General features: G+C 44.7%; 21 protein-coding genes. 10 read left to right on the forward strand and 11 right to left on the reverse strand.

All coding sequences use genetic code 11. The features are described from left to right. Nucleotides 1-16: 16 nt before the first annotated feature. The 8 genes from rseP to rpsB form a co-directional block, all read right to left on the reverse strand. Nucleotides 17-1,375: a sigma E protease regulator RseP gene (gene rseP, locus MSG34_RS08860; protein WP_248337069.1), complete on the reverse strand. Its 1,359-nt coding sequence runs from the start codon at nt 1,373-1,375 to the stop codon at nt 17-19. Then, complete coding sequence (gene ispC / locus MSG34_RS08865; protein WP_248337071.1) at nt 1,372-2,580, reverse strand: 1-deoxy-D-xylulose-5-phosphate reductoisomerase; 1,209 nt, start codon at nt 2,578-2,580, stop codon at nt 1,372-1,374. Before ispC ends, rseP begins: the two co-directional genes overlap by 4 nt. Before the next feature lie 51 nt (nt 2,581-2,631). Beyond that, entirely contained in the window at nt 2,632-3,474 is an 843-nt protein-coding gene (locus tag MSG34_RS08870; RefSeq protein ID WP_017063365.1) for a phosphatidate cytidylyltransferase, read from the reverse strand. A 15-nt stretch (nt 3,475-3,489) separates the two neighbouring features. Next, nucleotides 3,490-4,242 (reverse strand): isoprenyl transferase, encoded by a 753-nt coding sequence (locus MSG34_RS08875; RefSeq protein ID WP_248337073.1) that lies wholly within the window; start codon nt 4,240-4,242, stop codon nt 3,490-3,492. A 98-nt stretch (nt 4,243-4,340) separates the two neighbouring features. Beyond that, nucleotides 4,341-4,898: a ribosome recycling factor gene (gene frr / locus MSG34_RS08880; RefSeq protein WP_017060741.1), complete on the reverse strand. Its 558-nt coding sequence runs from the start codon at nt 4,896-4,898 to the stop codon at nt 4,341-4,343. 98 nt (nt 4,899-4,996) lie between these two features. Continuing rightward, entirely contained in the window at nt 4,997-5,728 is a 732-nt protein-coding gene (gene pyrH / locus MSG34_RS08885) for a UMP kinase (RefSeq protein WP_017630771.1), read from the reverse strand. Nucleotides 5,729-5,878: 150 nt separating this feature from the next. After that, nucleotides 5,879-6,724 carry a translation elongation factor Ts gene (tsf, locus tag MSG34_RS08890; protein ID WP_048606678.1) on the reverse strand — a complete coding sequence of 282 codons (846 nt, stop codon included), beginning with the start codon at nt 6,722-6,724 and terminating at the stop codon, nt 5,879-5,881. A 138-nt stretch (nt 6,725-6,862) separates the two neighbouring features. Further along, entirely contained in the window at nt 6,863-7,594 is a 732-nt protein-coding gene (rpsB, locus tag MSG34_RS08895) for a 30S ribosomal protein S2 (RefSeq protein WP_032547152.1), read from the reverse strand. A 457-nt stretch (nt 7,595-8,051) separates the two neighbouring features. On the opposite strand from rpsB, the gene map reads away from it, so the two are divergent. From map to MSG34_RS08910, 3 genes are all read left to right on the forward strand, one after another. Beyond that, complete coding sequence (gene map / locus MSG34_RS08900; protein ID WP_048612219.1) at nt 8,052-8,930, forward strand: type I methionyl aminopeptidase; 879 nt, start codon at nt 8,052-8,054, stop codon at nt 8,928-8,930. Nucleotides 8,931-9,069: 139 nt separating this feature from the next. Further along, on the forward strand, nt 9,070-11,691 hold the full coding sequence (glnD, locus tag MSG34_RS08905; protein WP_248337075.1) for a bifunctional uridylyltransferase/uridylyl-removing protein GlnD: 2,622 nt from the start codon (nt 9,070-9,072) through the stop codon (nt 11,689-11,691). 180 nt (nt 11,692-11,871) lie between these two features. Next, nucleotides 11,872-12,255 carry a DUF3461 family protein gene (locus MSG34_RS08910; RefSeq protein ID WP_004734354.1) on the forward strand — a complete coding sequence of 128 codons (384 nt, stop codon included), beginning with the start codon at nt 11,872-11,874 and terminating at the stop codon, nt 12,253-12,255. A gap of 150 nt (nt 12,256-12,405) precedes the next feature. Here the strand turns inward: MSG34_RS08910 and truC are convergent, their stop codons facing one another. Together truC and MSG34_RS08920 are read right to left on the reverse strand one after the other, a co-directional pair. Further along, complete coding sequence (truC, locus tag MSG34_RS08915; RefSeq protein WP_248337077.1) at nt 12,406-13,155, reverse strand: tRNA pseudouridine(65) synthase TruC; 750 nt, start codon at nt 13,153-13,155, stop codon at nt 12,406-12,408. Next, a complete protein-coding gene (locus MSG34_RS08920; RefSeq protein ID WP_248337079.1) occupies nt 13,155-13,469 on the reverse strand; it encodes a YqcC family protein in 315 nt (104 codons plus the stop codon). The genes truC and MSG34_RS08920 overlap by 1 nt, the downstream gene beginning before the upstream one ends. An 87-nt stretch (nt 13,470-13,556) precedes the next feature. Here MSG34_RS08920 and MSG34_RS08925 point away from each other — a divergent pair, with 87 nt between their 5' ends. Beyond that, on the forward strand, nt 13,557-14,597 hold the full coding sequence (locus tag MSG34_RS08925; protein WP_248337081.1) for a DUF3549 family protein: 1,041 nt from the start codon (nt 13,557-13,559) through the stop codon (nt 14,595-14,597). A gap of 84 nt (nt 14,598-14,681) precedes the next feature. Further along, nucleotides 14,682-14,990, forward strand: a complete 309-nt coding sequence (locus MSG34_RS08930) for a DUF3301 domain-containing protein (RefSeq protein WP_017060748.1) — start codon at nt 14,682-14,684, stop codon at nt 14,988-14,990. On the opposite strand, the gene MSG34_RS08935 is transcribed toward MSG34_RS08930, so the two are convergent. Then, nucleotides 14,956-15,474, reverse strand: a complete 519-nt coding sequence (locus MSG34_RS08935; protein WP_048612224.1) for a GNAT family N-acetyltransferase — start codon at nt 15,472-15,474, stop codon at nt 14,956-14,958. The two genes, MSG34_RS08930 and MSG34_RS08935, sit on opposite strands and share 35 nt — an antisense overlap. A 769-nt stretch (nt 15,475-16,243) precedes the next feature. Here MSG34_RS08935 and MSG34_RS08940 point away from each other — a divergent pair. From MSG34_RS08940 to MSG34_RS08960, 5 genes are all read left to right on the forward strand, one after another. Next, nucleotides 16,244-16,531, forward strand: a complete 288-nt coding sequence (locus MSG34_RS08940) for a hypothetical protein (RefSeq protein ID WP_017110392.1) — start codon at nt 16,244-16,246, stop codon at nt 16,529-16,531. Between the two features lie 38 nt (nt 16,532-16,569). Further along, complete coding sequence (locus MSG34_RS08945; RefSeq protein WP_009847429.1) at nt 16,570-17,013, forward strand: YaiI/YqxD family protein; 444 nt, start codon at nt 16,570-16,572, stop codon at nt 17,011-17,013. 117 nt (nt 17,014-17,130) lie between these two features. Then, nucleotides 17,131-17,886, forward strand: a complete 756-nt coding sequence (locus MSG34_RS08950; RefSeq protein WP_248337083.1) for a MipA/OmpV family protein — start codon at nt 17,131-17,133, stop codon at nt 17,884-17,886. Between the two features lie 188 nt (nt 17,887-18,074). Continuing rightward, complete coding sequence (locus tag MSG34_RS08955) at nt 18,075-19,238, forward strand: BamA/TamA family outer membrane protein (RefSeq protein WP_248337085.1); 1,164 nt, start codon at nt 18,075-18,077, stop codon at nt 19,236-19,238. Nucleotides 19,239-19,247: 9 nt separating this feature from the next. Further along, a complete protein-coding gene (locus tag MSG34_RS08960; RefSeq protein ID WP_248337087.1) occupies nt 19,248-20,177 on the forward strand; it encodes a hypothetical protein in 930 nt (309 codons plus the stop codon). Nucleotides 20,178-20,270 lie beyond the last annotated feature (93 nt).

Raw genomic sequence — 20,270 nt, forward strand, 5'->3', positions numbered from 1 at the left:
GCCTGTGAGAAACCATTCACAGACGAGTAAAATCATTAAATATTGCCAGAGCCATCAAAGAGAAGAGGATTGCACCTCCCACTCTGTATCCCATTTCCTGAACTTTTTCAGGCACCGGTTTACGAGTAACGGCCTCAATAGCGAAAAAGAGCAAATGTCCGCCATCAAGCATAGGCAGCGGAACCAAATTAATAATCCCCAAGTTAACACTAATCAGAGCCAAAAAGCCTAAGAAGTAAACCAAACCGTAATCGGCGGTTGTCCCTGCACCTTTAGCTATTGAAATCGGGCCACTCAAGTTATTTAAGCCAACATCACCAACGATGAGCTTCTTAAGCATTGTCAGCGTCAAACCAATAATTTGACCTGTTTTATCAAATGCTTTTCCTACAGACTCAATTACACCAAATTGTAACTCAAAGCGATAATCTTCTGGCCATTCTGCGACTTCTGGAGCAATACCTGCATAGCCGATTGTGGAACCATCAGAAAGCTCGCGGCTTTTTGGCGTCATAACTAATGACTGTTCAGTTCCATTTCGCAGGACTACAAGGTCCAAGGGTGTCATCGGGTTTGAACGGATTAACTCAACAACCGACTGCCACTGTTCAATAGGCTGCCCATTAATCTCAACAATTTTGTCGCCAGCTTCTACCCCTGCATCGTATGCAGCACCGTCATCAATGACTTGAGCGAGCACTGTCGATATCTCTGGAGAATATGGTCTAAAGCCCAGCGTTGTCATTGCAGATTCAGTTTCTGGGTTGAATGACCAGTCTGAAATATCCAATGTCATCTGTTGTTCAAAGCCGATATCGTCTTGAGAAGAAACCGTTACAGTCATGGACTGATCACCAATATGCGATATCAACCCCATATTGACTGATTCCCAATCTGCGGTTTTGATTCCCGAAATAGATTTAAGTTCCATTCCAGTTTCAATTCCGGCTTGTGCAGCAATAGATTGCGGAGTAACTTCACCAATTACGGGTTTAACCGCCGGCACGCCAATCAAAAATACAAGCCAATAGGCAAAGACGGCAAAGATAAAGTTAAACGCAGGACCTGCACCAACTATCGCTGTTCTTTTCCACAACGGCTTCTTATCAAAAGCGTATTGTTGTTCGCCTTCAGAAAGGTCGTCTACACGACCATCAAGCATCTTAACGTAGCCGCCCAATGGAATGACAGACAAGCTGTACTCTGTGCCATCACGGCCAACTTTGCTCCAGATTGATTTACCAAAACCAATCGAGAATTTCTCAACTTTCACACCACAGCGACGAGCAACCCAGAAGTGTCCAAACTCATGAACAGCGACCAGAATACCAAGCGCTACAATAAAAGATGCGAAGTTCCACAGAATTCCACTCATGCTAGCTGCTCTTTAATAAATTGATTGGCTATTTGACGAGACATATTATCGAGCTCGAGAAGGCTTTCCAAGCTATCTAAGCCCTCAGAGTTATGTTGTTCACATACTTTGCTCATAACATGCTCGTTAATGACAGCAATATCGGTAAATTTCACTCGATTGTTCAAGAAAGCATCGACTGCAATTTCGTTTGCTGCGTTAATTGCTGTTGTAGCGTGCTGACCTAGGTAGCAAGCTTCAATCGCTAATCTTAAGCATGGGTAACGGCTAAAATCTGGTTCTAGGAAAGTAAGCTCGCCCACTTTGGTGAAATCCAAAGGCTTAACACCCGCTTCAGTGCGCTCAGGGTAAGACATCGTCAAAGCGATTGGCGTCGCCATGTCAGGTTCACCCATTTGAGCAAGCACAGAGCCATCTTTGTACTGGACCATAGAATGAATCACAGACTGAGGATGAATAATCACTTTCAGCTGCTCTTGAGAGGCATTAAATAACCATTTCGCCTCAATGTACTCTAAGCCTTTATTCATCATAGTCGCAGAATCGACCGAGATCTTAGGACCCATAGACCAGTTAGGGTGTGCGATAGCTCGTTCTGGTGTTACCGACTCTAACTCAGCAACGTTCGTATAACGGAAAGGACCACCCGAACCAGTCAAAAGAATATGGTTGATACCGTTCTCTTCTAAATCACAACGGCCTAGGTTAGTTTGTACGTTTTGAGGCAAGCATTGAAAGATAGCATTATGTTCACTATCAACTGGAAGTAGTTCAGCGCCGTACTTTGCTACCGCATCGATAAACAACTGCCCAGACATTACCAAGGCTTCTTTATTAGCAAGCAAGATACGCTTACCAGCCTTAACCGCAGACATAGTAGGAAGCAGGCCTGCGGCGCCAACAATCGCAGCCATTACCGTATCCACTTCCTCTAGAGAAGCAACCTGGCACATGCCTTCAGTGCCTGAAAGCACTTTTACGTTAGGGTAACTCGCGGACAACACTTCAGTCAGTTGAGACGCTGCATCAGGGCAAGCCATAGCAACATAGCTTGGTTGCCACTTTTCAACTAGCGCCAGCATCTTTTCAACATTCGAGCCTGCAGCCAGTGCAACCACTGAATAGAGATCTGGGTTTTGCTCAATGACTTTTAGTGTACTTGCACCAATCGAGCCGGTAGCGCCAAGGATAGTTAGATTTCGCATCACATATGACCGTAGAAATGTAATAAAGGGCAGAATCACTGCCCTTTTTTATTAGAATGCTAAATAAAGCAGAGCAAAGACAGGGAATGCAGCCGTTAAGCTATCTATTCTATCTAGTATACCACCATGACCAGGAATCAGATTACTGCTGTCTTTCACCCCAGAAACACGCTTAAACATGCTTTCAACAAGGTCACCTAGAACAGAAATAACAACGGTCACAAGGGTAATAACAATCATGTGAAGTGGGCTTGTGAATTGGATGTCAAATAAGTCAGCAAAGATCCAAGCCACGATCACCGCAGTAATAATGCCACCGATAAGACCTTCAATCGTCTTATTAGGGCTTACCGCTGGTGCCATTTTACGCTTACCAAAACTCTTTCCTGAAAAGTATGCGCCGCTATCTGCAGCCCAAACAAGCAAGCAAACAAACATCACCAGTTTAGCACCGTGGTAAGGATCAGCATCGATACCGTTAGCACGCAGGATAACCACACTCCAGAAGAATGGCAGCAGAGTCAGCACACCAAAGGCGTGACGAAGAAGAGAAGAGTCTTTCCATGCAGGCATAGACTTAGGATAAGTCACCGCCATGCCACTCGCGATTACCCACCAAATCGAGCCAATCGTTAGAATGGCGTAGTGAGCAGTAGACAAGTTATTAAGGCTAAATGCATCAAAAGGGATAAAAGCAAAACTTGCAGCACTTACCACAACCGTTGGAATCAACGCTACATAACGTGATTTGCTTTCAACAAACTGAGTCCACTCCCAAAAACCCAATAGCGAGATTACCGCTAGTGAAAGAATAAATGTAGGAAGTGATAACTCGAAAATACCTAGAATAACTAGGGGAGCTAAAATCAACGCCGTAATAATTCGTTGTTTCAAACCAAAAAATCCTTATTAACTGTCCATCAGAGCTTTAATTTGCTCACCGGTGCATCCAAAACGACGCTCACGGTTAACAAACCAAGTCACAGCTTCTACTAAGCTGTCTTCATTAAAGTCTGGCCAGAATTGTTCAGTGAAATACATTTCGGCGTAAGCCAACTGCCAAAGCATAAAATTACTAATGCGGCATTCGCCACTGGTACGGATAAGTAGATCGACTTCAGGAATATCTGCCATCGTCAGGTGCTTTGTAATCATAGCTTCATCAATGTCATCTACATTAATATCACCAGACTTTACCTGTTGAGCAATAGAGGTCATTGCTTGCTGAATATCCCACTTACCGCCGTAGTTAGCCGCAATATTAATAACCATACCAGTATTGGTGCTAGTCAAAGCTTCCGCTTCTTCTATCTTCTTTTGTAGTCGATCATTGAAACGACTTTTATCACCAATAACACGAAGTTGTAGATTATTTTTATGAAGCTGTTTAACTTCACTCGACAGCACTGAAATAAACAGCTCCATCAAGATACCGACTTCTTCTTCAGGACGACGCCAGTTTTCGCTACTAAATGCAAAAAGAGTAACGGCTTTAATGCCAAGCCTGGCTGCAGAAGAGATAGTTTTACGAACGGCTTGAACACCGTTTTTATGGCCAAAGACGCGAGGCTTGCCCTGAGCTTTTGCCCAGCGACCATTACCATCCATAATGATAGCAATGTGTTTAGGAAGAGAGTCTGTGAACGCTTGAGAATTATGCATAAAAGAGTGAATCAAATTCTAATAGTCGAACAGAGTAGCATAAAAAAACGCTGCACCGTGAGTACAGCGTTTTTCCGGAAAGAAAAGAATATGGAAAATTAAACTTCCATCAACTCTTTTTCTTTAACAGCTAGAACTTCGTCTACGTTCTTAACCGCAGCGTCAGTTAGCTTTTGAATTTCGTCTTGTGCTTTACGATCTTCATCTTCAGAGATTTCTTTATCTTTAAGAAGTGCTTTTAGATCGCCATTCGCGTCACGACGGATGTTACGGATAGCAACACGGCCACCTTCAGCTTCGCCACGAACGATTTTAACTAGGTCTTTACGACGCTCTTCCGTTAGCGGTGGAAGTGGAACACGGATAACTGTACCCGCAGACATAGGGTTTAGGCCTAGGTCAGATGTCAGGATTGCTTTTTCAACTAGAGGAGTCAGCGTTTTATCAAACACTGTAATAGCTAGTGTACGTGCATCTTCAGCGATAACGTTAGCTACTTGAGTCAAAGGCGTTGGAGCACCGTAGTACTCAACAGTAAGACCAGAAAGTAGGCTCGGGTGCGCACGGCCTGTACGAATCTTTTGCAGGCTGTTTTTTAGTGCATCAACACTTTTTACCATGCGCTCTTGAGCGTCTTTTTTGATTTCGTTAATCACAATTTCACCTTGATTATGTTCTTTCTTCAAGAAAGCTTTTTATTTGGAGTGATAAGGATAAGCTTACCAAGGTACAACACCTCAGTAAGCCCGAAAAATTAGTCAGCGTCGCTGATTAATGTACCTTCAGTTTCACCCATAACCACGCGACGTAGTGCGCCTGGTTTATTCATGTTAAATACACGGATTGGCATTTTGTGATCACGTGCTAGCGTAAATGCAGCCAAGTCCATTACTTTAAGTTCTTTATCAAGAACCGTGTTGTAAGACAACGTATCATACAGCTCTGCGTCTGGGTTTGCTACAGGGTCAGAAGTAAATACACCATCTACTTTTGTCGCTTTTAGAACTACGTCAGCTTCGATTTCGATACCACGTAGACATGCAGCAGAATCCGTAGTGAAGAATGGGTTACCCGTACCAGCAGAGAAGATCACAACGCGACCTTGACGTAGTTGGCTGATTGCGTCTGCCCAGTTGTAGTCGTCACACACACCTTTAAGAGGGATTGCAGACATTACACGTGCGTTTACGTAAGCACGGTGAAGAGCGTCACGCATTGCAAGGCCGTTCATTACCGTTGCAAGCATACCCATGTGGTCACCAACAACGCGGTTCATACCTGCTTCAGCAAGGCCTGCACCACGGAAAAGGTTACCGCCACCGATAACAACGCCTACTTGAACACCTAGTTCAACCAATTCTTTCACTTCTTGAGCCATACGATCAAGGATCGTCGGGTCAATACCAAAACCTTCTTCGCCTTGTAGTGCTTCACCGCTAAGTTTTAACAGAATACGTTGATACGCCGGTTTAGGGTTCGTAGTCATGGAGTTTACCTTCCAAAGAGTTGATGATTAACAGTCATGGATAAAAACTGAATAGCTCAGTTTGCATTCATAACAGCTAAAAAATAATTCACTATTCATAAAAAGACCGCAGCATTTGCCACGGTCTCTTTTCAAACAATACGCTAAGGATTAACCTTTTTGTACCGCTGCAACTTCGTCAGCAAAGCTCATTTCAGCTGCTTTCTCGATGCCTTCACCAACTTCTAGACGTACGAAGTTAGATACTGAAGCGCCTTTCTCTTTAAGGATAGCGCCAACAGTTTGCTTAGGCTCCATGATGAAAGCTTGACCAGTTAGAGAGATTTCGCCCGTGAATTTCTTCATACGGCCAACAACCATTTTCTCTGCGATTTCAGCTGGTTTGCCTTCGTTCATAGCGATTTCAACTTGAACTGCTTTTTCTTTCTCAACTACGTCTGCAGGTACGTCTTCTGGGTTTAGGAACTCAGGACGTGATGCAGCAACGTGCATTGCAACGTGCTTAAGAGTTTCAGCTTCGCCTTCACCAGCAACAACAACACCGATTTTCTCGCCGTGACGGTAAGAAGCTAGTGCAACACCTTCAACGAATTGTACGCGACGGATGTTGATGTTTTCACCGATTTTAGTTACTAGTGCGATACGCGCTTCTTCAAATTTAGCTTGAAGATCAGCGATTTCTAGACGTTCTGCTAGAGCAACTTCAGCAACTTCGTTAGCGAATGCAAGGAAACCTGCATCTTTAGCTACGAAATCAGTTTGGCAGTTAACTTCAAGAAGAGCAGCTGCGCCGTTTGCTTCTTTGATGATGATTGCGCCTTCAGCAGCAACGTTACCAGCTTTCTTAGCTGCTTTTGCTGCGCCAGATTTACGCATGTTTTCAATTGCTAGCTCGATGTCGCCTTCAGCAGCAACAAGCGCTTTTTTACATTCCATCATGCCCGCAGCTGTGCGTTCACGAAGTTCTTTAACTAGAGCTGCAGTTACAGTTGCCATTCTCTATTCCTCAGTAAATTCTAAAAAAGATAAAAAACAGGGGCCTAATTAATTGGCCCCTGATATTGACTGTATTCAGTCCGTTAAGCCATCGATTATGACCGCTTAATGTGAACTAAATATGGCTCAGAGCCGCTATTATTCAGCTTCTACAAAACCGTCTTTTTCAGCAGCTACAGCAGCAACATCTTTGTTGCGACCTTCTTTAACCGCGTCTGCAGCAGCGTTTAGGTAAAGCTGTACTGCACGGATTGCATCATCGTTACCTGGGATAACGAAGTCAACGCCGTCTGGGTTAGAGTTAGTATCAACTACAGCGTAAACTGGGATACCTAGGTTGTTTGCTTCTTTAACTGCGATGTGTTCGTGATCAGCATCGATTACGAATAGAGCGTCTGGAAGGCCGCCCATGTTCTTGATACCACCAAGAGATTTCTCTAGCTTCTCCATTTCACGAGTACGCATTAGAGCTTCTTTCTTAGTAAGCTTGTCGAAAGTACCGTCTTGAGCTTGCGCTTCAAGTTCTTTCAGACGCTTGATAGACTGACGAACAGTTTTGTAGTTCGTTAGCATACCGCCTAACCAGCGGTTGTTAACGTAGAACTGGTTGCTGTTGATAGCAGCTTCTTTAACAGCTTCAGATGCAGCGCGCTTAGTACCAACAAAAAGAACTTTACCTTTCTTCTCGCCAACTTTAGCGATTTCAGCTAGAGCTTCGTTGAACATTGGTACAGTTTTTTCTAGGTTGATGATATGTACTTTGTTACGAGCACCAAAGATGAATGGCTTCATTTTTGGGTTCCAGTAACGAGTTTGGTGACCGAAGTGAACACCAGCTTTAAGCATATCGCGCATTGATACAGTTGCCATTTTAAAATCCTCTATGGGGTTAGGCCTCCACATCCCCCATGAATCCGACCCCTAACAACTAACCACTTTTCAGCCGTTATCTGTGTTGTTGAGGCACCCCGGAACATGTGTCGGAATGTGTGTGATTTAAAGAAATAAGTTAGTGAACATAAAGCTTGTTTCGCCAATTGGAGAAAACAGTCCTGATGTCCGGCGCGCTTTATACCATATTTTGTCTATCTATGGCTAGAAAAAATTCTAAAAATGGCGACTGCTATACTGATCCCTATCGGCGAATTTCACCTATAAATAGTGTCGCTACTCATTCACTTCTGTCTCAATAAATCGATCACGATTCACTCACGTTGAGCAGTATCCACCAGCAATGTATGGACATGGGAATGTTGCGCTAAAATGCTGCACTGATAGAATAGCCCCAATATGCACACTTAGGTGCTACCAAATTAAGAGATATGCAATGGCTGTAAAAATTAAAACTGCTGAAGAAATTGAAAAAATGCGCGTCGCCGGCAAGCTGGCTTCTGAAATTCTAGAGATGATTGAACCTCACATCCAAGTAGGTACAACGACAGAAGAGCTAAACCAAATCTGTCACGAGTACGCTCTAGAAAGAGGCGCATACTCAGCACCACTTGATTACCACGGTTTCCCTAAGTCAATCTGTACGTCTATCAACCACATTGTGTGCCACGGTATTCCAGCATCACAAGATGAGACTGGCAGCACAGGTCAATTCAAACCGGCTGTATTAAAAGATGGCGACATTCTTAACGTTGATATCACGGTAATCATCCCTGATGACGAAAACGCAGATCTAAGCGTTCGTCCACAAGGTTACCACGGTGACACCTCTAAGATGTTCCTAGTGGGTGAGGTTTCACCTGCAAACAAGCGTCTGTGCATGGTTGCTCAAGAAGCACTTTACGAAGGCATGCGCCAAGTTAAGCCAGGTGTTCAACTTGGCCAAATCGGTACAGCTATCGAGAAGTACATCAAAACAAACAACAAGAACAACCCACGTGCGAAGTTCTCTATTGTTAAAGATTACTGTGGCCACGGCATTGGTTCTGAGTTCCACGAAGATCCACAAGTGGTTCACTACAAGAACAGCGATCGCACCGTGCTAAAAGCAGGCATGTGTTTCACTATCGAGCCAATGATCAACGCGGGTAAGTTTGGCTGTCGTCTTGATGACGAAGATAGCTGGACAGTATACACAGCAGACAGCAAGAACTCGGCTCAATGGGAGCACACTCTGGTTGTAACTGATACTGGTTGTGAAGTACTAACACTGCGCAGCGATGATACAATCCCACGTATCATGAAGAACGCTTAGTTCACCGAACTGAACGCATCAGCCTTTTAAGAATATCCTCGCATTGTCGAGGATATTTTTTTATCCACTCAATTTCGATTTTCCATCAGCTTCTGTTAAATTGTTTACTATTCTCATTTGCTTGCACGGATAGCAGACTATGCCTTATCAATGCCCTCTTACGTTCAATGACGAACAAATTGAAATCTGCGAATTAAAAAATCAGCTCGAAATCTTCACGCAGTATCAAAAAAATGAATTTCTTAACCACCACCCCGTCACCGATTTGGTTCTACTGCGCTCCGAATACATGGATTTACTTCTCAATCGTTTGTGGGAAAATTTCGGATTCAACAAACTGCCTCATATTTCACTTGTCGCTGTGGGCGGTTATGGTCGTGGCGAACTGCATCCTTTGTCCGACATTGATATTCTTATCGTCTCGCAAAAAACATTGCCACCAGCACTCGGCGAGAAAGTCAGCCAATTCATCACCCTACTCTGGGATCTAAGATTAGAAGTCGGCCACGCCGTGCGCACCATTGCCGAATGTCTGGAAATCGGCATTGATGATTTAACCGTTGCGACCAACCTTCAAGAATCACGATTGTTGTGTGGCAGTGAAGACACTTTCCAAGAGCTAAAACTGAAGATTCACTCCGATTCATTTTGGCCAAGTGAAACCTTCTACAAGGCTAAGATTCAAGAACAGAGAGAGCGTCACGCTCGCTACCACGACACTACTTACAATCTAGAGCCGGACATTAAATCGACTCCGGGCGGACTCAGAGACATACATACCCTGAGCTGGGTTGCGCGTCGCCATTTCGGTGCGACCTCTTTGTTAGAGATGAGCAAATACGGATTTCTAACCGATGCGGAGTATCGTGAATTAGTTGAGTGCCAAGATTTCCTATGGCGAGTTCGTTTTGCACTGCACATTGAACTGCGCCGTTACGACAACCGCCTCACCTTTGCCCATCAAGCTCAAGTCGCTGAACATCTGGGTTATACGGGCGAAGGCAACCGCGGTGTTGAGATGATGATGAAGGAGTTCTACCGAACCCTTCGTCGTGTTGCTGAACTGAATAAGATGCTGCTTAAACTATTCGATCAAGCGATCATCAATGGCGGTCAGACCCAAGATGCTGAGATTCTCGACGATGACTTCCAACGCCGAGGTTCGTTGATCGAAGCACGCAAGCCAGCACTATTCCAAGCAAGACCAGAAACCATTCTCGATATGTTTATCCATATCGCCAATGACTCGACTATCGAAGGGGTTAGTCCCCCAACATTGCGACAGTTGCGAACGGCGCGTCGCCGATTGAACCGATTTCTGCATACCATTCCTGAAGCGCGCGACAAGTTCATGGATCTAGTTCGCCACCCTAATGCCCTACACAAAGCCTTTAGCTTAATGCACAAATTGGGCGTGCTTTCAGCGTACTTACCGCAGTGGAGCCAGATCGTTGGTCAGATGCAGTTTGACCTATTCCATGTTTACACCGTTGATGAGCATAGTATTCGCTTGCTCAAGCACATCAACCGCTTTAGTCAAATCGAGAACCACGATAAGCACCCTATCTGCTGTGAAGTCTATCCTCGAGTACAGAAGAAAGAGTTGCTAATCCTTGCCGCTATCTTCCACGACATCGGCAAAGGCCGCGGCGGAGACCACTCTGAAATTGGTGCGGTTGAGGCTTACTCCTTCTGTATTGAACACGGGTTATCGAAACCTGAAGCTAAACAAGTCGCGTGGTTAGTACAAAATCATCTGTTGATGTCAGTAACGGCTCAGCGCCGTGATATCTACGACCCAGATGTGATCACCGAATTCGCCAAAAAAGTGCGTGATGAAGAATCACTCGAGCTACTGGTTTGTTTAACCGTTGCCGATATCTGTGCGACTAACCCTGAGCTATGGAACAGCTGGAAACGAACCCTGTTAGCTGAGCTATTCCACTCGACGCAGCGAGCACTGCGGCGCGGCTTGGAAAATCCTGTCGATGTCAGAGACCGTATTCGTCACAATCAACAAATGGCATCAGCACTGCTGCGTAAAGAAGGCTTCACCGCTCGTGAGATTGAAGTGCTATGGCAACGCTTTAAAGCTGATTACTTCTTACGTCACACACATAAACAAATCGCTTGGCACTGTGAGCACTTACTTCGCCTAGAAGACCCAAGCCAACCGTTAGTATTGATCAGTAAGAAAGCGACACGTGGTGGTACTGAGGTGTTCGTTTACTGTAAAGACCAAGCAGCACTGTTTGCGACCGTGGTTGCCGAACTCGACAGACGTAATTTTAACGTTCATGACGCCCAAGTCATGGTCAGCAAAGATGGCCATGTTTTGGATACCTTTATCGTACTAGACCAGCACGGCGAAGCGATTGATGAATCAAGACACAAAGCCGTTGCTAAGCATCTGACTCATGTATTGGCTGATGGCCGCCCGACTAAGATTAAGACGCGTCGCACGCCACGTAACTTGCAGCACTTTAAAGTCAAAACCTTAGTTGAGTTCCTACCAACCAAGAGCAAGAAACGCACCTTGATGGAGTTAAGAGCGCTTGATACGCCGGGGTTATTGGCTCAAGTCGGTGCAACCTTTGCGGAGCTAGACATCAACTTACACGGTGCCAAAATCACCACCATAGGTGAGCGAGCAGAGGATTTGTTTATTCTGACCAGTGAAGCGGGAGGAAGGCTGTCTGAAGAGCAAGAGCAGGCGCTCAGAGAACGATTAACCGAGCACGTTTCGGAACTCGCACCTTAGAAAGCGAATTCAGTCTAAAGCAGGTTTAATAACCAAATAAGTGTGGGCAAAGATAGAGAGCGATCTTGCCCACAACTTACAATCAATTCACAGATATCAACTATCTAGCTCGTCGTTAGGCTGCTACATTGATCAAGTCAATTACATAAAAGTATTACATTCATAACCTAGAGGTCGCTTATGTATCCAAACCTCACTGGCTTAGGTATCCACGAACCTAAACAGATTGAACGTTACTCCCTTCGCCAAGAAGCGCACAAAGATATCCTGAAGATTTACTTTCGTAAGCAGAAAGGTGAACTGTTCGCGAAAAGCGTTAAGTTTAAGTACCCACGACAAGTAAAAAGTGTGCTTGTTAGCGGTGGCAATAATCAATACAAAGAAGTGACTGAGATTAACCGCAACCTCACTCTTGTGATTGATGAGCTCAACAAGATCACCAAACCGACGCCAACAGCTGAGGTGGATGTGAAGCAGAAGATCCTTACCGACTTACGCCATCTAGAGAAAGTGGTATCAAGTAAGATCGCTGAGATCGAAGCCGATCTAGAAAAGCTAAAATGATCCCGCGACTAACTATTACTGTTAACTAACATTAGTTATGCCGTTAAGGTTATACAGATACAAAAAGGGCTGATATCACTATCAGCCCTTTGTTTTTTATTCTATTTTCTCTATTCACTTAGACTCGCGATTGCTTAAAACACGCGAGACTTACTTAGACAAGCAAGTTTGAGCATCGATTAAGTTAGTATCCCACTCAAAGGTTTCAAACAACCTTAGCCAAGTTTCATCAAGGTTGGCCTTCATAACCAACTCTTCTTTTGTGAAAGGGTGAATAAAGCGAAGCTCTGAAGCGTGCAACAACAAACGGTGCGAATCTAAATCATCACGGAACAGTCGATTGTGCTTACCATCACCATGTGAAGTATCACCGACAATCGGATGTCTTAGATGAGCCATGTGACGACGCAGCTGATGTTTACGACCTGTCTTTGGCATCATCTCAATCAAACAGTAGCGGCTCGTAGGAAAACGTCCTGTTGAATATGGCACTTCTACTTTTGCTAGCGGTTCATAGACTGTCACCGCCTCTTGCGCTTCTTTGTCTTCTTTCGCGAACTTATCTGCGATCTTATCCAGCTCAACCTTAAGTGCATAATCAAGCGTATCGCCCTCTTCTATCCAACCACGGACAATCGCATGATAGGTTTTTTGCATCTCATGATTAGCGAACATTGGCATCACCTGTGAAGCAACCTCACTCGACAACGCAAATACCAACACACCTGATGTCGGTCTGTCTAAACGGTGTAACGGAAAGACATGCTGACCAATTTGATCACGCAGTGTCTGCATAACAAATTGCGTTTCGTGTTTATCCAGCCATGAGCGATGCACTAACATGCCAGCGGGCTTATTCACCGCGACAAAATACTCATCTTGATAAATGATCTCTAACATTACGCGCATACCTCATCAATGCTCTGAATTGTCATTAGCAGTTCGACTTTGTCTGCCTCATTTTTCCACACTTCACCAAAATAAGGATGGATAGCAAAGCCCTTCGGTAGCGGCATTTTCGCATCCATCATTGCGTTGATCTTAACGATAAAGATCCACTGCAACCACTCTTCTGGCTGTAGAGAATCAATCGCAAAAGGCTCTACGCTCGCCAGAGCTTCATCCGAAGGCGGAAGCGCGCTCCATAGGGAACATTGGCGCATTTGTTGTTCTAATTGTTGAAGTAAAAGAGGTAACTTTGTGGCTGCTGTCATTTTTCACCAAGTTATTTATCTAGTGACCTTGAAATTGGGGCATAGAGTACCATCTATTTAGGAAAGAAAGTTAGGAGCTTTATTACTATGGAAACGATTCACACGCTCACTCAGTTACTAAAGAATAGCGGTTGCCAATACGATATCTACGACCTAGGTCGCCGTATTCAGAAAATCGACAACACCTTATTCTCTGATGTTGAGCAAGGGAAACAGCCGTACCCATTTCCACTTCAGAAACAAGCTCACTTAGCAATTAGCTACTGGAACGAACACAAGCAACCGTGGATCTGGTTCCTAAAATTCAAACTGGACGAAAGAGGCCTATTACATCAAGGTGATGTCGGCAATTTTCTTAAGTTTGTTATCGAAGCGATGGGCACACGTTTGAACGGTGAGATCAGCGAAGAGCAACAACAAAAGCTGTCAAACAACCCATATACCTTCAAACCTTCAGAAGACAAAATGGCCGTGTTCCATAGCCAAGTAAGAGCAGGTTTAGACCTTGCGACGAGCCAATACTACGAACACGCTCAACACTACTTCACTGGCGAACTCGGTTGGGACAACTGGAAAACCGTTGGCCTACAAGGCATCACTGATATGTGTGCTCGCTTGGGCAGCCAACAAAATGGTGTCGCGATTCGCAAAGCATTGAATAAGCTGCCTTCAGAACCTCTATACGCGACACTCGGGGCGCTTGAGCACACGCAAATCAATGACAAGCTCGCTCAACGCTTACAAGAAATGGCAGAGAGTGAGATTAACAGTCAAGAGCCAGATCTGTTCTTACTGTCAGCACTGGTACGTGCCCTTTCTGGTGCAGAGCAAAGCACTACTAACGCCGTGATTCATCAAGTCTTGGCTAGCCCACGCTTAAGTCACCAAGAGGTGTTAATTGGTTTAGCTGGTCGCAGCTGGCACGCACTGCAAGATCCAGCGATTGCTGAGCAGTTCTTGCTGCGTCTCGCACAAACGGGCAACCAGAACCTGTTCAATCAGTTATTTGCAGATTTAGTGATGATTCCAACTCTGAGAATGGTATTTTTACCGCTACTGAACTCAAACCCATCACCAGAACTTGCCAATGCACTTATTGAATTACAGCAAGCGGCTAAGTCGCAATAGATATCAGACAGCTCAACTCAGTAGCTCATAACAAAAAGCTCAAATCACGAACGGAATAGCGAGATAAAAGGAAGTATGGATTAAATGATAGATAACTTATTGGCTATTTTGATGCTGTGCTTCTTTTGCTTTCTGTTTTGGCAGCAGCGCAGGCAATCCGAGCTTGCGAAAGCTGCCATTGCGAGAAAATGTAAAGAGCTCGACCTACAGCTATTAAGTGTTGCCTTTAGTGGTCATAAACTTAAGATGCGCCATGAGCTCACCACCATTTGGCGCTGGCACACCGTGTATCAATTTGAGTTTTCAGCGTTGGGTGATGACCTGTACCAAGGGAAACTGACCATGGTGGGTTTCCGTTCTATGCGGTTTGAGCTACAGCCTCATAGAATGTAACGTCGCAATACTCGGTATAACGATATTCATGATAAGGGCCAAACTGATCTTGTTTGGTCTCTTTAAATGCAAAGCCTAATTTTTCTAATAACTTAATCGATGGGTTGTGTCCGACATTCACAGTCGCAACAACATTCGTTAGACGCTCTTCAAAACGCACCAAACTAAAGAAAGGCTTTAGTACCTCACTAGCAAAGCCTTGATTCCAGTATTCTTTATCCAAAATAAAGCCAAGTTCATGCTTACCCTTTTCCGATGAAACAAAGACATGTCCAAGATATTCGCGGGTTTGGTTGTGGATGATCGCACGGCAGAAGCCAACGTTATCTTGCAGTATTTCTTGAAAAAGATGCTTCGCAGAGGCGACAGAGTGAGGCCCGTTCATTTCAGCGCGATTAATGGGGCAGCAATTTAACTTAATAAAGTCGAGTTCTAGCTGTTCAGTATAAGGTACCAACAGCGTTCTTGAGGTTGCTATCGTCATAAAACACTCCTTGTGTTGACCATTAGCAGAAAAGCAGATGTTGCGCTCTTAGATGAAAAAGCTCTCGATTAAAAAGAGCCTCCTAGATAGAGAAAAGCCTCAGGAAAAGAAAAGCCCCGACACCGAAGTGTCAGGGCTAGGGTCTTACTCGCAGCAGTCCGGCTACTAATTAATGCTCCATGCATCATCCATAATAGTGGCTGTAATCCTTCAGCTCTTTCCTTTACTTCGCCGTCCTAGCGGTGTCCAATCATCCTGAAAGCTAACAATCCTAGTTAGCGCACATCACTTGTTCCGTGAGCGGTGTCCTTTACATCGTCCTGATGCTAATCCAACCCTTTAATCCTAAAGGTGTCCATTGTCATTCCGTTGCAGCTAACTTCCTGTTAACTGACTGTATCCCTACAATGTCCTTACGCTCCATGCTTGATCACTCAATCCTAAGTAACCAAATCTTCATCCTGAAGATAACCAAATCCTTGGTGCTTTCCTGTTCCGTGTCAGAATCCTTCCGACAAGGTTTAATTTACGCGATTTAGGATTTCGGACAATAGATTTGCATCACATTTTGAATTCGAGAAAGTTGTTAATTATATAAAACAAATAAAATTCAACACCTTAACTATATGCACATCAATCTCTCTAGCGATGTATTCGTGTTATCTCACAGCCTTTGTAAGAGATCTCTCACAAGCCATGGGCGGTTTTATGATTCGCTATCATTCACCAGAGCGAGTAAAATGACTGAAGACTAAAAATGGAGGTCAACATGCTGACAAAAGATGTTTCTGAAGAGTTGAAATCAGTGCTTGAAGGACTGCAAGCGCAAGGGAAAGAGCCGACAGTTGCTTTAGTTAAGGCTCGTATGAGCACATCCGTTCCGATGCCCGCTTTAATCACGACTATCAAGAGCTGGAAAAGCGCAAATCGCGTTCCTAAAGTTGAAGTTGCGACACAAGAAGAGCCGGCACTTGATCGTGTTAGCCAACTGGAAAAGCAAATCCTTGAACTCACTGCTCGCGTAGCTACGCTTGAAGCTAAGTTAACTGAACAATAAGTTGAACGATAAATAAGCTAACAGAGAAATAGAACACTATGAAGATATGGGTTGATGCGGACGCTTGTCCAAAGGTTATCCGAGAAACAATCGTACGCGCAGCTGAGCGCACAGGGGTTGAATGTACCTTTGTGGCAAACCATCTGGTTCCCGTTCCTAAACGCAATAACATTCACTCAATTCAAGTGCCAAGCGGGTTTGATATTGCTGATGATGAAATCGTAAAGCGCACTGAACCTGGCGATCTCGTGATTACATCCGATATCCCTCTGGCTGACGAAGTGATCACTAAAGGTGGGCAAGCCCTCAGCTCTCGTGGCGAGCTATACACCAAAGAGACCATCAAAGCGCGCCTGAATATTCGTGACTTTATGGATACCATGCGCTCAAGTGGCATCCAAACGGGTGGACCAAGTGCCCTTTCTCAAACCGACCGTCGTGAGTTTGCCAACCACCTCGATCGCCTGCTAGCCAAACGCTAACCACAACCTTCCTAACGACGAAACCTTTGATATTCGTTCTTAATAGCTGTAGCCCCGATGAAATTTTAATCGACATACTCCGTTCTTGATATTTATTACAATAACGGAGTATTGATTATGGTTCGTCGAATCGCCCTCTCGCTATCCATTCTTTTTTGCAGCACTCAACCTTCCTTTGCCGATGAAAACTTTGCTGGTGAAGACCTTGCTAATAAAGAGTTCGGAATCATCGGAGGCAGCATCACCTATGGTGAAAGTGTTTTCTCAACTAAAAGTGCCCCTCAATTTGGCGCGACACCCAACCTATTCTACTCAGGCCCAAAAGGCTTTATTGATGGCAGCTTAGCCAATTGGCAACTGCTCCCTTACGTCGGGCTATCTGGAAGCTGGCGCTTTGCTGAGGTGTCAGACACTTTTGTCGACCTACCTAATGGCATTCAAGACAGAGATGGTAATGGAGAGCTGGGGATAACGTTAGGTACGGTAGGCGCACGACTTACCTACTTACACGATGTGACTTCAGAACATAGCGGCTACGAAGTTCAGCTTCACTTAGGCAGAACATTAGAGACCTGGACGCAGCCATTCACCATTACGCCCTACCTAGAAATCGATTATCGTGACAAGAAACTGTCCAATCACCTTTATGGTATTTCTAACACCGAATCTTCTGCCTCGGGACTAAACCAGTTTGATGCGGAGTCGACGTTTGTTTATCAAGCGGGGTTAATCGGGCTTTATGAGTTCACGCCAACTTGGATTGGTATCGCTCGAGCAGACTTAATTCATCACGACAGCGACAGCGCTTTGATACACCGAGATTTAGGCTGGTCATTTGAATTTGGGGTTACCTATCGTTTCGCCGGATTATGAGTTTACTCGTCCAAATAAACGAGCCAACCTATTTTACATGCACCATTTTGAAATCGGTCAAGATGGTGCTCCAAGCCTTATTCCTATAACGATATACACTTAACACATATCAGATATTGAAACGGATCATTACCTCCTCGTAGCGCAGACATGGATACTCCCTCTTTTAGTGAACACATGAGTGCACCATGCTACGTAAAACAACGACTATTTTTGGCTCGTTGCAATGGATCTGCTCCCTGCTCCTTGGATTCTCTTCTACTTCTTTAGCACAAGAAGATACCGTTCTCCCTTCAACACCAGACAACAAAGATAGCGGATTATTTTCACTGCTTGGGGGCCCGGCTTACATGCCAGAAACGGGCTTTATGCTTGCCATCGGTGGATTGTACTCATTTAACACAACATCTGAACAACCGAGTAAAACTCAACGATCTTCCATCACATTAGTCGGTATCGCCAATGAAATGGATAGCGGCGTCGGTTTTGGTGTTCGCTCTAAACAAAAAATATTTTCTCCACAGAATAAACTGCGCTACTTCGGCCAGTTATCGATGGGCAAACAAAGCTTGTACTATTTCGGTACTGGTTATCAGTCAGGGGTCAATAACGGTAAAGATGAAGAGAACTTAGTCGACTATGACTTCGTCACCTACAACGCCGATCTCGGAATACACTTGGGTAACAACATTTACCTGGGGCCAATACTTCGCCTGCAGTACAAAAAGGCGATTGAAGAATCTATTTCATCAAACGTCGCTCAAGATACCGATTTTATCTACGGTCAAGATAACCCCTTCACGCTCGGGGTAGGTGTAGCCTTACAGTGGGATACCCGTGACATCGCAGTAAATGCACGTCAAGGTCAGTTTCTGAGCCTTGAATATGCGAGCTACCAAGACAACTTTGGCAGTGATTCCAATTTTGAAAAAGCTGAAGCTGATTACCGTCTGTACTGGACACCAATCAAAGGCTCCACCTTGGCTTTTCTCAATACTGCAAACTTCAGCGCAGGCGACGTTCCTTATTACGAACTGCCAACCTTTGGCGGCCAAGATTCCATGCGTGGCATCTATTACGGACGCTACCGTGATATGCACAGCGTTGAGCACACCATGGAGTATCGCCAGTCATTTATGAGTAATGGTGATTACACCAAACACGGCTTTACGATGTGGGCAGGTCTAGCAACAACGGCTGAAAACACCAATGACCTGTATCAGGATAAAATTTACAGCTATGGCGTTGGCTATCGTTATGAACTCCAACCTCGTATGAACGTTCGTGTCGACCTCGGCTTTGGCTCCAATGATGCACAAGGCCTTTATCTGTCGATCAACGAAGCGTTTTAAGAGGTCACCATGACAAAGTTAATAACGTTAAGTGCGGTTGTCGCATTGGCTATCGGCGCAACATCAAGTTGGGCAGAGGAAAGTGCACGAGTCGATTTTCCTGATGCTGAAACACAACAGAAGCTCAATAAGAAGTGGGAACACGCTTTACCTTTTCATGCCCAAAAGGCCATTGATCTCGGTTATGCCCTGCCTCTACCGTTATCTCTTTCATTCATCGGTAACGCTTCTGCACAAAATATTGAAATGTATGATTTGGGCGTGCAAGTCGGCGACGTAAATTTAGGAGACAGATACGATCTTTCGCAGGTGTCATTTGGCGATCCTGAAATCGAGAGCAAAAGCATGCAGCTGCGCGCTGCGGCTTGGGTGTTTCCCTTCCTACAAATGGGCGTACATGTTGGGCGTTTCTCGGGTGGTACACAATTAACAGCAGAAATACCGACCTCACTCTTTAAAGCTTGCGATAATCACCCAAGGTTGCCCACTTGCGCTAAAGAATCCGTCAGTACCCCAGAGTTTTACCCGGATGTGGAAGGCACTAACTGGGGGTTCTCGATGAATATTGTCGGTCAGGTTGGAGATTTCACTTATGTACTTCCGGCCAGTATGACGCACTCTCGCACAGACGATGAGCGTACAAATACCAAAACCATGTTGTTCAGCCCTCGAGTTGGCCAACTTATTCAAACTGAAAACTGGGGTAACATTTTCCCCTATGTGGGGGCCGCTTACATGCACAGTGAAGGGTTAACGCAAGAAAACAACGCGTTAGGTGTAGATGGGCTGTCGTATCAATTATCTCAGCAAAGCGCAGAAGACTATTCTGCGATAATCGGAGCAAATTGGAATATCACAAAAACTTACGGAGCAAACCTCGAATTCATTGGTGGTCCGGGCAGAAAAATCGTCAATGTCATCATGACTTACTCCTACTAGTTCCCGGCGACATAACGAAAAAAAACCTGCGATAAACGCAGGTTTTTTTGTTCTCTATAAGAGAGCTATCTGTAAGCAAGAGTTGTCTTTAGG

Origin of the sequence: Vibrio sp. 1CM2L (assembly GCF_023161695.1) — a bacterium.
Lineage (GTDB): Bacteria > Pseudomonadota > Gammaproteobacteria > Enterobacterales > Vibrionaceae > Vibrio > Vibrio coralliirubri.